Annotated in this window: 11 protein-coding genes; 4 read left to right on the top strand and 7 right to left on the bottom strand. The window is 73.6% G+C overall.

Annotated features, from left to right (window positions below):
- Positions 1-123: 123 nt before the first annotated feature.
- The 7 genes from LG943_RS05265 to LG943_RS05235 all read right to left on the bottom strand — a co-directional run bounded on the left by LG943_RS05265 (position 124) and on the right by LG943_RS05235 (position 8,900).
- Positions 124-2,223 (bottom strand): bifunctional aldolase/short-chain dehydrogenase, encoded by a 2,100-nt coding sequence (locus LG943_RS05265; RefSeq protein ID WP_270071036.1) that lies wholly within the window; start codon positions 2,221-2,223, stop codon positions 124-126.
- A gap of 138 nt (positions 2,224-2,361) precedes the next feature.
- A complete protein-coding gene (gene rhaI, locus LG943_RS05260; RefSeq protein ID WP_270071035.1) occupies positions 2,362-3,528 on the bottom strand; it encodes an L-rhamnose isomerase in 1,167 nt (388 codons plus the stop codon).
- A gap of 50 nt (positions 3,529-3,578) precedes the next feature.
- Positions 3,579-3,896 (bottom strand): L-rhamnose mutarotase, encoded by a 318-nt coding sequence (locus tag LG943_RS05255; protein ID WP_270071034.1) that lies wholly within the window; start codon positions 3,894-3,896, stop codon positions 3,579-3,581.
- Positions 3,897-4,106: 210 nt separating this feature from the next.
- On the bottom strand, positions 4,107-5,183 hold the full coding sequence (gene rhaS / locus LG943_RS05250; protein ID WP_270071033.1) for a rhamnose ABC transporter substrate-binding protein: 1,077 nt from the start codon (positions 5,181-5,183) through the stop codon (positions 4,107-4,109).
- 78 nt (positions 5,184-5,261) lie between these two features.
- Positions 5,262-6,293 (bottom strand): ABC transporter permease, encoded by a 1,032-nt coding sequence (locus LG943_RS05245; protein ID WP_333486328.1) that lies wholly within the window; start codon positions 6,291-6,293, stop codon positions 5,262-5,264.
- Positions 6,283-7,383, bottom strand: a complete 1,101-nt coding sequence (locus LG943_RS05240; RefSeq protein WP_408648549.1) for an ABC transporter permease — start codon at positions 7,381-7,383, stop codon at positions 6,283-6,285. Before LG943_RS05240 ends, LG943_RS05245 begins: the two co-directional genes overlap by 11 nt.
- Positions 7,380-8,900: a sugar ABC transporter ATP-binding protein gene (locus LG943_RS05235; protein WP_408648548.1), complete on the bottom strand. Its 1,521-nt coding sequence runs from the start codon at positions 8,898-8,900 to the stop codon at positions 7,380-7,382. Before LG943_RS05235 ends, LG943_RS05240 begins: the two co-directional genes overlap by 4 nt.
- Before the next feature lie 235 nt (positions 8,901-9,135).
- On the opposite strand from LG943_RS05235, the gene LG943_RS05230 reads away from it, so the two are divergent.
- From LG943_RS05230 to LG943_RS05215, 4 genes are all read left to right on the top strand, one after another.
- Complete coding sequence (locus tag LG943_RS05230) at positions 9,136-10,221, top strand: LacI family DNA-binding transcriptional regulator (protein ID WP_408648547.1); 1,086 nt, start codon at positions 9,136-9,138, stop codon at positions 10,219-10,221.
- 765 nt (positions 10,222-10,986) lie between these two features.
- Positions 10,987-12,306, top strand: a complete 1,320-nt coding sequence (locus LG943_RS05225; RefSeq protein WP_270071031.1) for a sensor histidine kinase — start codon at positions 10,987-10,989, stop codon at positions 12,304-12,306.
- 106 nt (positions 12,307-12,412) lie between these two features.
- Positions 12,413-12,838 carry a roadblock/LC7 domain-containing protein gene (locus tag LG943_RS05220; protein WP_270071030.1) on the top strand — a complete coding sequence of 142 codons (426 nt, stop codon included), beginning with the start codon at positions 12,413-12,415 and terminating at the stop codon, positions 12,836-12,838.
- Positions 12,839-12,890: 52 nt separating this feature from the next.
- Positions 12,891-13,250: a DUF742 domain-containing protein gene (locus LG943_RS05215; protein WP_179770277.1), complete on the top strand. Its 360-nt coding sequence runs from the start codon at positions 12,891-12,893 to the stop codon at positions 13,248-13,250.
- Positions 13,251-13,261: the final 11 nt, after the last annotated feature.

Raw genomic sequence — 13,261 nt, 5'->3', positions numbered from 1 at the left:
GGCCAGGGTCTTACTCGGGTTGGTTTCGGGTGGTGGGGGGGTGGGTCTCGGGGTGGCGTGAGCCGCGCGGCGGCCGGACCCCCGTCCGGCCGCCGCGCGCCGCGCCTCAGGGCCTCAGGCGCCTCAGCGCAGGAACGCCGCCGCCACGCCCGCGTCCACCGGGATGTGCAGGCCGGTGGTGTGGCTCAGCTCCCCGCCGGTCAGGGCGAAGACCGCGTTGGCCACGTGCTCGGGCAGGACCTCGCGCTTGAGCAGGGTCCGCTGGGCGTAGAACGCGCCCAGCTCCTCCTCGGGCACCCCGTAGACCGCCGCGCGCTGGGCGCCCCAGCCCCCGGCGAAGATGCCCGACCCCCGCACCACGCCGTCGGGGTTGACGCCGTTGACCCGGATCCCGTGCCCGCCCAGCTCGGCCGCCAGCAGCCGCACCTGGTGGGCCTGGTCGGCCTTTGCCGCGCCGTAAGCCACGTTGTTGGGACCGGCGAACACCCCGTTCTTGCTGGCGATGTAGACGATGTCGCCGCCCATGCCCTGGTCCACCAGCACCCGCGCGGCCTCCCGCGCCACCAGGAACGACCCGCGCGCCATCACCCGGTGCTGGACGTCCCAGTCGGCCTCGGTCGTCTCCAGCAGCGGCTTGGAGATCGACAGCCCGGCGTTGTTGACCACCAGGTCCACCCCGCCGAACGCCAGCACCGCCGCCCGCACGGCCGCCGCCACCTGCTCGGGCTCGGTGACGTCCACCGCCGCCGGAACCGCGACGTCGCCCGCGCGCGCACCGGCCGCCTCGGTGATCTCGGCCGCCACCCGGGCCGCGCCCTCGGTGTCGCGGTCGGCCACCACCACGCAGGCGCCCTCGGCCGCCAGCCGGTGGGCGATGGCCCGGCCGATGCCCGACCCGCCGCCCGTCACCAGCGCCACCCGGGTGGCCAGCGCCTTGGGCTTGGGCCGGCGGCGCAGCTTGGCCTCCTCCAGCGCCCAGTACTCGATGCGGAACTTCTCCGACTCGGGGATGGGGGTGTAGGTGGAGACCGTCTCGGCGCCGCGCATCACGTTGATCGCGTTGACGTAGAACTCCCCGGCCACGCGCGCGGTCTGCTTGTCGGCGCCGAAGGAGAACATGCCCACCCCCGGCACCAGCACGATCGCCGGGTCGGCGCCGCGCATCGCGGGGGAGTCGGGCTCGGCGTGGGCCTCGTAGTAGGCGCGGTAGTCCTCGCGGTAGGCCGCGTGCAGCTCGCGCAGCCGCTCCACCGCCCGCTCCAGCGGCGCGTCGGGCGCCACGTCCAGCACCAGCGGGCGCACCTTGGTGCGCAGGAAGTGGTCGGGGCAGGAGGTCCCCAGCGCCGCCAGGCGCGGGTGCTCGGCGCGGGAGACGAAGTCCAGCACCGCCTCGCTGTCGGTGTAGTGGCCCACCTGCGGCCGGTCGGTGGAGGCCAGGCCGCGCACCACCGGCAGCAGCGCCGCCGCGCGCGCACGGCGCTCGGCCTCGGGCAGCGGGGCGTAGCCCTCCACGACCGGGCCGAAGGGGTGCGGGCGGCCCTCGCCGCGGCGGGCGATGAACTCCTCGGCGGTGCGGATGATCTCCAGCGAGTTGGCCTCGCATTCCTCGCTGGTGTCGCCCCAGGCGGTGATCCCGTGCCCGCCCAGCACGACCCCGATCGCCTCGGGGTTGTCGCGCTTGATCGCGGCGATGTCCAGACCGAGCTGGAAGCCGGGGCGCCGCCAGGGCACCCAGGCCACGCGCCCGCCGAAGCACTCGGCGGTCAGCTTCTCGCCGTCGGCCGCGCACGCCAGCGCGATACCGGAGTCGGGGTGCAGGTGGTCGACGTGGGCGGCCTCGACCAGGCCGTGCATCGCGGTGTCGATGGAGGGCGCGGCGCCGCCCTTGCCGTGGGCGCAGTAGTCGAACGCCGCGACCATCTCGTCCTCGCGCTCCACGCCCGGGTAGACCCCGGTCAGCGCGCGCAGCCGGTCCAGCCGCAGCACGGCCAGGCCCGCCTCGGTGAGGGTGCCCAGGTCGCCGCCGGAACCCTTCACCCACATCAGCTCGGTCGGCTCGCCGGTCACCGGGTCGGTCGCGGTGCCCTTGGCCGAGGCGTTGCCCCCGGCGTAGTTGGTGTTGCGCGGGTCGGACCCCAGCCGGTGCGAGCGCTCCAGCAGCGCCGCGACCTGGGGGTGGGGGCCATGGCCGGCGTCGGGGCCATGGGAAGTCGGCTCGGTCATCTCATCCCCTGTGTGTGGTGGGGGCGGACCCGGGCGGCCCGCCCACCGGGCCGCCCGGCTCCGCCGTGGCGTTCGTGTCGTCTCGCGGGCGGAGTCTCGGGTGTGGTGTGGGCTGTGCGCGCGGGCGCGCGGCGGGTGTCAGGCGCCCCAGCCGGCCTGCTGCCCGCCCACCCGCTCGGCCGCGATCCGCTCCAGGTAGCCCGAGCGCGCGAACGCGGCCATGGGGTCGGGGTCCAGGCCGTCCTCGGCGCGCAGTTCGGCCAGCAGCGGGCGCACGTCGGTGTTGTAGGCGTCCATCAGCACCGCGTTGGCGCCCAGCACGTCGCCCGCCCGCTGCGCGGCCTCCAGCGCGGCGGTGTCCACCAGCAGCGCCTTGGCGGTGGCCTCCTGGGCGTTGAGCACCGAGCGGATCTGCCCGGGGATCTTCGCCTCGATGTTGTGGCACTGGTCGAGCATGAACGCGATGCCGGCGGCGGGGTCGTAGCCGCCGCCGCGCACCACCTCGTGCATGATCCGGAAGAGCTGGAAGGGGTCGGCGGCGCCCACCATCAGGTCGTCGTCGGCGTAGAAGCGGGAGTTGAAGTCGAACCCGCCCAGCTTGCCCTCGCGCAGCAGGAACGCCACGATGAACTCGATGTTGGTGCCCGGCGCGTGGTGGCCGGTGTCCACGACCACCTGCGCCTGCTCGCCCAGCTTCAGGCAGTGGGCGTAGGCGGTGCCCCAGTCGGGCACGTCGGTGGTGTAGAACGCCGGCTCGAACAGCTTGTACTCCAGCAGGATCCGCTGGTGGGGCGCGAGCCGGTCGCGCACCGCCACGAGCGCCTCGGCCAGCCGGTCCTGGCGGGCGCGGATGTCGTCCTGGCCCGGGTAGTTGGTGCCGTCGGCGAACCACAGCTTGAGGTCGCGGCTGCCGGTGGCGTCCATGACGTCCACGCAGGCCAGCAGGTGGTCCACCGCCTTGCGGCGCACCGCCGGGTCGGGGTTGGTGACACTGCCCAGCCGGTAGTCGTCGTCCTGGAACACGTTGGCGTTGATCGTGCCCACGCGCACGCCCTGCTCGGCGGCGTAGGCGGCCAGCGCCGCGTAGTCCTCCACCGCGTCCCAGGGGATGTGCAGCGCCACGCTGGGCGCGATGCCGGTGTAGGCGTGCACCTGGGCGGCGTCGGCGATCTTCTCCTGGGGTGTGCGCGGCACCCCCTTCTGCGCGAACACCTTGAACCGGGTGCCGCTGTTGGCGAACGCCCACGACGGAAGCTCGATGGCCTGCTGCCGCAGCGCGGACTTGACGGCGCCAAGGTCGGTCATGTGGGAAGGCTCCTTCTACACGTAAGCGGTGGTGGGGCGGCGCGGGTCCGTCAGTCCAGGTGGAAGACCTCGGCCAGCGGCACCATGCCCTCGTCGGGCCGGCCGTCCAGCCCCTCGAAGAACGGCGCCATCTCCGCCTGCCAGCGGGCGTTGACCTCGGTGCGCGCCATCGCCTCCTGCGCCGCCGCGAAGTCCTCGGTCTCCAGGTAGCCCACGAGCAGGCCGTCCTCGCGGGCGAACAGCGAGTAGTTGCGCCAGCCCGCCTCGCGCAGCGCGGCCAGCATCTCCGGCCACACGTCCGCGTGGCGCTCGCGGTACTCCGCCAGCCGCTCGGGCCGGACCTTCAGCAGGAAGCAGACGCGCCGCATACCCGTCGCCGTCCTCTCCGCGCCCGCGCGGGCGCACAGGTATCACCAGGGGTCACAGAAGCGAAGGCAGGGGGATGAAAGGCAGGGGGATGGGGTGGGGCACGGCGGCGGGGGCGGGGGGGGGGGGGGGCCCCCCCCCCCCCCCCCCCCCGGGGGGGCCCGGGGGGGGGGGGGGGGGGGGGGGGGCGCCCGCCCCCCGCCCGCCGCCGGTCAGAAGTCGTACTCGTCGATGTTGTCGGCGTTGAAAACCGTGGGCGGGCCCAGCACGACCTCGCCGTTGGCGCCGATCTCGTAGTCGCCCAGCCGGCCGGCCTCGAAGGTCTCGCCCTCGGCGCCGGTGATCCGCCCGGCCGACAGCGACGCCGCCGCGTAGCCCGCGAGGTAGCCCATGTCCTTGGGGTCCCACAGGGCGAACTCCTCGACGGTGCCGTCCTCGACGTACTCCTGCATCTGGTTGGGGGTGCCCAGGCCGGTCAGCACGACCTCGCCCTTGTAGTCCGACCCGCTCAGGTAGCGGGCGGCGGCTGCCAGGCCCACCGTGGTGGGGGCCACCACACCGGCCAGGTCGGGGTGGGACTGGAGCAGCGCCTGCATCTCGTTGAACGACTTCTGGTCGTCGTCGTTGCCGTAGACGGTGTCCACGACCTCGATGTCGGCGTACTCGTCCTTGGCCAGCTCCTCCTCCATCAGCTCCAGCCAGGTGTTCTGGTTGGTGGCGTTGGGGGTGGCCGACAGGAACGCGATCTCGCCCTCGCCGCCGATCTGCTCGGCGACCATCTCGACCTGGACGCGCGCGATCTCCTCGGCCGTGGCCTGGTTGATGAACACGTCGCGGCAGTCGGGGTTGGTGTCGGAGTCGTAGGACACCACCACGCTGCCGGCCTGGCGCGCCTGGTTGAGCGCACCGCACACCGCGTCGGGGTCGTTGGCGGCGATCACGATGGCGTCGCTGCCCTGCTGGCTGAGCGTGTTGATGTAGCTGACCTGGGAGGAGGCGTTGGCCTCGGAGGGGCCGACCTCCTTGAACTCCCCCGCCAGCTCCTCAACGGCCTCCTGGCCGCCGGAGTTGGCGTAGGTCATGTAGGGGTTGTTGAGCTGCTTGGGCAGGAAGCTGATGGCCAGGCCCTCGGGGATCTCGGCGTCGGGGTCGGCCTCGCCCTGGGCGCCGCCGCCCGAGCCCTCGCCGGAGTCGTCGCCGCGGGTGGTGCCGCCGCAGGCGGTGGCGGCCAGCATGACCCCGGCCAGGGCCGCGGCGGTCACACCGTAGCGGATGCGCTTTCTCATCATGGGGTTCACCTCATACGAAGGGGATCAGGGGACAGCGGGGGAGGGGGGAGGGGGCGCGGCCGGGAGGCGGCCCGCCCCTCACGAGGGCGCCGGTCGGGGACGGCGCTCGCGCAGCCGGGTGATCGTGGTGGGCAGCACCACCGAGACCACCAGCAGCACACCGGTGACGATGGAGAGCACGTCGGAGGACACGTCGGCCAGGCTCAGCGCGTTGCGGATGACGCCCAGCAGCAGCACGCCCGCCAGCACACCGGGCAGCGCGCCCTTGCCGCCGAAGATCGACACCCCGCCCAGCAGCACCGCCGCCACCACCGACAGCTCCAGGCCGAAGGCGTTGTCGGCGCGGGCGCTGCCGTACTGGAGCGTCCAGAACACCCCGGCCAGGCCCGCCACCGCGCCCGAGGCCACGAACAGCCACAGCTTGGTCCAGGCCACCGAGATGCCCGAGAAGCGGGTCGCCTCGTCGTTGCTGCCGATGGCGAACAGCGACCGGCCCACCGGCGTGGCGTGCAGCACCACGCCGAACACCACCGCCAGCACCGCGATGAGCAGCACCACCCACGGCAGGTCGGTGCCGGGCAGGCGCGCCGTGGCGCCGCCGGTCCACTCGAAGGGGAAGTCGGCCACGGCCCGGTCGCCCAGCACCACGTAGGCCAGGCCCCGGTACATCGCCATGGTGCCGATGGTGACCGCCAGCGAGGGCAGCCCCGCCACCGTCACCAGCAGGCCGTTGACGGCGCCCAGCACCACGCCCAGCAGCACGCACAGCGGCACGATGGTCTCCAGCGGCAGGCCCATCACCCACAACTGGCCCATGACCGCGCTGGTCAGGCCCAGCGTGCTGGCCACGCTCAGATCGATCTCGCCGGTGATGACGATCAGCGTCATCGGCAGCGCGATCAGCGCGATCGTGGCGATGTCCAGGATCAGGAACCCGGCGTTGCGGCCGGAGGCGAACCCCTCGACCAGCAGCGAGGCCGCCAGCACCGCCACCACCAGGGCGCCGATGACCGAGGTCTCGCGCGTGCCCGCCAGGCGCCGCAGCGCCGAACGGGTGTCGGCGCCCGGCGACGCCGCCGCCTTGGGGGCGGTGCCCACCTCAGGCCCCACGGGAACCACCTCCTCGGAGCCGGCGCGCCGTGCGAACGGCCAGCAGCCGGTCCAGTCCGATCGAGACGAGGATCAGCAGGCCCACCACCGCCTGCTGCCAGAAGGAGTCGACGCGCAGCATGGGCAGCGCCGCGTCGATGGTCGACAGCAGCAGCGCGCCCAGCGCCGCGCCGTAGACCGTGCCGCTGCCGCCGAAGATCGCCACGCCGCCCACCACCGCGGCGGCCACGACCTCCAGCTCCATGCCGGTGCCCACCGTGGCGTCGAGGGTGCCGAACCGGGCCGCGTAGAGCACGCCGGCCAGGCCCGCCAGCGCCCCGTTGACGACGAAGGGCGCGAACACCCGGCGGTCCACCGGGATGCCGCTCAGCCGCGCGGCCTGGGGCTCGGAGCCCACCGCGTACAGCTCGCGCCCGCTGCGGTAGTTGCGCAGGTACCAGCCGGCGGCCAGCACCACCAGCAGCGCCACCACGGCCGGCAGCGGCACCCCCAGCAGCGTCACCCGGCCCAGGCCGAGGAAGCCGTCGGGCATGTCGGCGGCGTTGATCTGGCGGCCCGAGGCCCACCAGAAGTCGATGCCGCGGAACATGTAGAGGGTGCCCAGGGTGACCACCAGCGCCGGCACCCGGGCCGCGGCCACCAGCACGCCGTTGACCACGCCGCACACCGTGCCCACGGCCACGCCCGCCAGCGCCGCCACCGGCGTGGGCAGGCCGGGGAAGGCCACGAACAGGGTGCCCACGGCGAATGCCGACAGGCCCATGACCGAGCCCACCGACAGGTCGACGTTGCGGGTGATGAGGACCAGCGACTGGCCCACCGCCAGGATCGTCAGCAGGGTGGCGCCCAGCAGCAGGTCGCGCACGCTCTGGGCGGCCAGGAAGCCCGGGTTGACCGCCGTGGTGACCGCGATCAGCAGCACCAGCGCCAGCAGGATCCCCAGCTCGCGGACCTGGCGCACGCGCCGCCCGGCGCGGGCGTCGCCGCCGCCGCGCGGGCGCGGGGCGGTCGCGGCGGCCCCGGCGGGGGAGCCGGTGGCGGCGGCGGTTCCGGGGGACCCGGTGGAGTCGGGGTTGCGGGTGGTGCTCACGCGGCCCTGCCCTTCTGCCCCGTGGCCGCGTACATGACCGACTCCTCGTCGGCCTGGGCGCGGTCCAGTTCGGCGCTGACGCGGCCCTCGTGCATCACCAGCACCCGGTCGGCCATCCCCAGCACCTCGGGGAGTTCGCTGGAGACCATGAGCACCGCGATGCCCTGCCCGGCCAGCTCCGACAGCAGCCGGTGCACCTCGGCCTTGGTGCCGACGTCGATGCCGCGCGTGGGCTCGTCCACGATCAGCAGGCGCGGCTCGGTGGCCAGCCACTTGGCCAGCACCACCTTCTGCTGGTTGCCGCCCGAGAGCGTGGACACCGCGTCGGTGAACCGGCCCGCCTTCAGGCGCAGCCGCTCGGCCCACACGGCGGTGGCCCGCTCCTCGTCGCGGCGGCGCAGCAGCCCCATGCGGCTCAGCGGCCAGCGCCGGGTCAGCGTGGCGTTGCGCTCGATGGACAGCTCCATCACCAGGCCCTGCTGGCGGCGGTCCTCGGGCACCAGCGCCACCCCGGCCGCCATGGCGGCGGCGGGCCGGCCCTGGGGCAGCGCCCGGCCGCCCACCCGCACCCGGCCGGAGTCGTAGCGGTCGATGCCGAAGACCGCCCGCACGACCTCGCTGCGGCCGGCGCCCACCAGCCCGGCCAGCGCCACGATCTCACCGGCGCGCACCGTGAACGACACGTCGGCGAACACGCCGGCGCGGGTCAGGCCCTCGACCTCCAGCACGGTCTCGCCGGGCTCGACCTCCTGCTTGGGGAACAGCGTGGCGACGTCGCGGCCCACCATGCGGCGCACCACCGCCGCCACGGTGAGGTCGGCGGCGGGGTCGGTGGAGATGTAGCGGCCGTCGCGCATCACCGTGATGCGGTCGCACAGCGCGAACACCTCGTCGAAGCGGTGGGAGATGAACAGCACCGCCGCGCCGGCGTCGCGCAGCGAGCGCGCCACCGCGAACAGCCGCTCGACCTCCACGCCCGACAGCGCCGCCGTGGGCTCGTCCATCACCAGCACGCGGGCGTCGAACGACATCGCCTTGGCGATCTCCACCAGTTGCTGGTCGGCGATGGACAGCCCGCGCGCCGGGCGGTCGGGGTCGATGCGCACGCCCAGGCGCTCGAACAGGGCCTCGGTGGCCCGGCGCATGGCCGGCCGGTCGATGCGCCGCCCGGTCCGCAGCGGCTGGCGGCCCATGAAGATGTTCTCGGCCACCGACAGGTCGGGGAAGAGCGTGGGCTCCTGGTAGATCACCGCCACACCGGCGCGCTGGGCGTCGGCGGGGGCGGCGAACTCCGTGCGCGCGCCGTCGACCTCGACGTGGCCGGTGTCGGGCCGGTGCACACCGGCGATCGTTTTCACCAAGGTGGACTTGCCCGCCCCGTTCTCTCCGCAGAGCGCGTGGATCTCTCCCGCGCGCAGCTCCAGCGAGACGTCCTGGAGCGCGCGCACGGTCCCGAAGGACTTGCCCACGCCGACCAGCGACAGGAGCGGAGGAGCCGATGGTGGGTGATGGTCCACGGCGTCCCCCTTCAGGATTCAGGGCCGCGGTGCGCGGCGGCTGGAAAAACGTTTCAATGGACGAGGACGTTAGGTGGGTCACAGATCGCGTGTCAAGGGGGTTGCGCCTGGATTGCGCCGCTGTGCCCGCAGTGTGACCGTGGGTGCCGGATCCGGCCGCCCGGTGGCGCCGCCCCCGGCGGAGGAGTAGGTTTCCGGGCAAGGCATTGACACGTTTTAATCGACCTGTGAGAGCATGAGCGGCCCGGAGCCGACCGACCCCCTCGGAGCACCTGCGTTGTCCTCGTCCGAAGTCAAGCGTCCCGTGGGCATCAACGACGTCGCCGCGCGCGCCGGGGTGTCGCCCGGAACCGTCTCCAACGTGCTCAACCGCCCCGAGCGCGTCGCCGAGGCCACCCGGCGCCGGGTGGAGCGCGCGGTCGAGGAGTTGGACTACGTGCGCAACTCCTCGGGCCGCAGCCTGCGCGCCGGGCGCAGCGACTCCGTGGGGCTCCTCGTCCTCGACGTCACCAACCCGTTCTTCGCCGAGGTCGCGCGCGGGGTCGAGGACACCGCCGGCGAGGCGGGCCTGGCCGTGGTGCTGCTCAACTCCGCCGAGCAGGCCGGGCGCCAGCGCCGCGCCATCCGGCTGCTGGCCGAGCAGCGCGCCGCCGGGGCGGTGGTGATGCCGGTCGACGGCGACACCGCCGACCTGCTGTGGCTGCGCAAGCAGGGCGTGCCCGGCGTGCTGCTGGACCGCGGCGACGTCTCGGCCGACATCGCGTGCAGCGTGGCCGTGGACAACCACGCCGGCGGCCTGGCGGCGGGCCGCCACCTGGTCAACCTCGGCCACGAGCGCGTCACCTACCTCAGCGGCCCGGCCGACCTGGAGCAGTGCCGCACCCGCCTGGCCGGGCTGCGCGCGGCGCTGGCGGAGTCGGGGCTGGACCCCGATGCGGCCGTGCGGGTCGTGGAGGCAGAGCAGCTCAACGCCGAGTGCGGCGAGAAGGCGGTCGAGGAGGTGCTGGCGGGCGGACCGCGCAAGCGGCCCCAGGCGGTGTTCTGCTCCAACGACCAGTTGGCCCTGGGCGTGCTCAAGGGGCTGGGCGAGCGCGGCCTGAGCGCGCCGGGCGACCTGTCGGTGGTGGGCTACGACGACGTCGCCACGGCCGGGCTGGTGCACCCCGGGCTGACCACGGTGGCCCAGCCCAAGTACGACCTGGGGGCGGCGGCCATGCGGCTGCTGCTGTCGGAGCTGAACGACGCCGACCACCGCCACGAGCGCCTGCGCTTCGCACCCGAGTTGGTGGTGCGCGGCTCCACCGCCGCCGTCCGGGACTGACCCCGGACCGACTCGCGGCTGACTCGGGACCGCCGCGCACGCCGGGCGGTCCCGCTCTCACCGCCGCGCGGCCGGGCGACCTCGTTTTCGGATTCGCTCCGGCCGCGCCCGACGCCCGGCCTCTCGGCGCCGATGCCGTCGGCGCGGCCGGGGGAGCGGCCGGGCGGCGGTCGCGCCGCGCGCCGGAAACGCCCCCTCCGCAGGCCGATGCGGCATTTGCGTTTCTTCGCCGCCTCCGAGTGCCGCGCGCGCCGAACGCACTAAACAACTTAGTACTTTATGAATTCCGGCGGGAAACGATCACCGCGGTGCCGTGCGCCCGGTCGTCCCGAGTTTCGTATTCGGGACCATGGGTGCGAACCGGTCGGGGTCAAGGTCATTCACCCCATACGGCGCTTTCCGGTGAACTCAATCGTATTTTGCGAACTTCCTGAGTGGTTCCCCGTCCTTTGCTAGGCTCGCCGATGAATCGGTTGATCATTAACGGTTCTACTGCAAAGCCGCCCTGTCCGTGCGATTATCTGGGCTGATCGGAGGGCTGTTCCCGCCGGCGGCCACGCGTGCCGCCGCGCGTTTTCGGCGGCGTTTCCGCCTGTCGCCGGCCGCTCGCCGGGCGGCCGGTCGCAATGCCCGTGGCGCTCGCGTGCGCCGGGATTGTCCCTCCGCACCGAGCGCGGAAGTGAAATGTCCCCCCACCAGATTCTGAGGAGGCGTGTTGTGGCGCAGTCGCCCTCACCGCCAGGTCGAGACGGCCGCACCCCGGCCGTGACGACAACCGACGATTCCCGGTCCGCGCGGCCGGGGCCGTTCCGCAGACTGCTGCGCGTGCTCGGGTTCGGCCGCGCGCCCGAACCCCCGCCCGCTCAGCCCGCGCCGCGCGCCGCCATCGCCCCGGCCCCGCCGGCGCCGGCGCCGTCCCCCGCACCCCCCGCCCACCCGCAGGCGGGGCACCGCGCGGTGGCGCCCGGCCGCGGCGCGCCCGCCTACAGCGTCTACAACGGCGCCCACGCCGGCGCCGCCTACGTGTCGGGGGCGCCCTCGGGCCGCCACGCCGCCGGGGCCGCGCCGCCGCCCGCCTCCGGGCACGACCCCGACCCCGCCCTGCTCACCGACGCCCTGGCCGGGCTGGCGGTCCGCGACCTCACCATGGTGGAGTCCCTGCTCGACATCGTCGGCGCGCTGGAGGACTCCACCGAGGACCCCGACCTGCTGGCCAAGCTGTTCGAGATCGACAACCTCGCCACGCGCATGCGCCGCAACGGCGAGAACCTGCTGGTGCTGGCCGACCAGGAGAGCGACGACTCCGGCGTGGAGCCGGTCGCGCTGCTGGACGTCGCCCGCGCCGCCACCTCCGAGATCAAGAACTACAGCCGGGTGCACCTGGGCCGGCTGCCCGAGAAGTACGTCGCCGGCGAGGCCGCCGACGACATCAGCCACCTGCTGGCCGAACTCCTCGACAACGCCACCAACCACTCGCCCGACCACTCCCAGGTGGTCATCAGCGGCCAGCTCATGGCCGACGGCGGGCTGCTGCTGGTGGTCGAGGACGAGGGCATCGGCATCCCGCCCGAGCAGCTCGCCGACCTCAACAACCGCCTGGCCGGCACCCCGGTGCTGGACAAGCGCGTCATCCGGCACATGGGCCTGTACGTGGCCAGCCGGATCGCCCACCGCCACGGCCTGCGGGTGCAGCTTGAGTCGCGGGCCTTCCGCGGCCTCAACGCCTACACGGTCATCCCCGCGAACCTGATCACGGCCTACGGCCCCCGGCCCGAGCCCGTGGTGCCCGGACCCTCGCGGATGATGCCCGCGCTGGCCCCCCAGCCGGCGGCCCACGGCGCGCCCCCGCCCGGCGGGCCGCGCCGCAGCGGCGGCACCTCCGCCGTCACCGCGGCCGGGCTGCCCCGCCGCAGCGCCGCCCACGCCTCGCCGCTGCGGGTGCTGCCCACCCCGGCCCAGGACCCTCCGCCCCCGGCGGGCGGCGGCGACCGGGGCCGCGACCGAGCCGAGCGCATCCGCGACGACCTCGACGGATTCATCCAGGGCGAGCGCGCCGCCACCCGCGACACCAACCGCGCGGAGTGAGCGTGCTCCGACCCTCCGACCGACACCGCACGCCGCGGCGCCGCCCCTTCGGCCGCGCCGGTGCCGACCTCGTCACCCATCCGCCTAGCAAGGGGCTGGAACTGCCATGAACGACCAGATGAGCGTCACCGCAGAGAACTTCGCCTGGCTGATCTCCAACTTCGTCAACGACGTCCCGGGCGTGGACCACGCGGTCGTCGTGTCCTCCGACGGCCTGGTGCTCACCTCATCGCGCGACTTCCCCGAGGAGCACGCCGAGCAGTTGGCCGCCATCGCCAGCGGCATGCACAGCCTGGCGGTGGGCGGGGCCAAGCTGTTCGCCAAGGGGGAGTGCGAGCAGCTCATCGTGCGGATGCAGCACGGCCACCTGTTCGTGATGTCGATCAGCGACGGCTCGTGCCTGGCGGTGCTCAGCGCGCCCACGGCCGACATGAAGATCGTCGCCTACCAGATGACCCGCCTCGTGGAGAACGTCGGGCACGCGCTCACTCCGCAGTTGCGCTCCGAACTCCGCGAAGTGATCGGGAACTAGGCGCCGGCGGCCGTCCAGGCTGGAGCTGAATCATGAAGAGGTTGCCACAGTTATGAGCTACCGCAAGCGCAGGGGTTCGCGCATCCGCCCCTACACCTTCACGGGCGGGCGGACCCGGTCGCGCCACCCGCTCATGGTGCAGACGCTCGTCTCGACCGCGGATCCCAGCAACGATCCGCCCGCCAAGCTGATGCCGGAGTCGCAGCGCATCTACGTGCTGTGCCGGGAGACGCGCTCGGTGGCCGAGGTCTCCGCCGAACTCAAGATCCCGCTGGGGGTGGCCCAGGTCCTGCTGAGCGACCTCGCGGAGCTGGGTCTCGTCTACATCCACCCGACCATCACGGGCAACAGCCCGTCTGAGAACCAGGTACTGGAGAGGGCGCTCCGTGGTCTCGAACGACTATTCCAGTGACATCCCGACCA

It is taken from the genome of Streptomonospora mangrovi (assembly GCF_027604915.1).
Taxonomy (GTDB): domain Bacteria; phylum Actinomycetota; class Actinomycetes; order Streptosporangiales; family Streptosporangiaceae; genus Streptomonospora; species Streptomonospora mangrovi.
The sequence above is the reverse complement of the archived record's forward strand: the minus strand, read 5'-3'. Positions and strand labels throughout refer to the sequence as shown.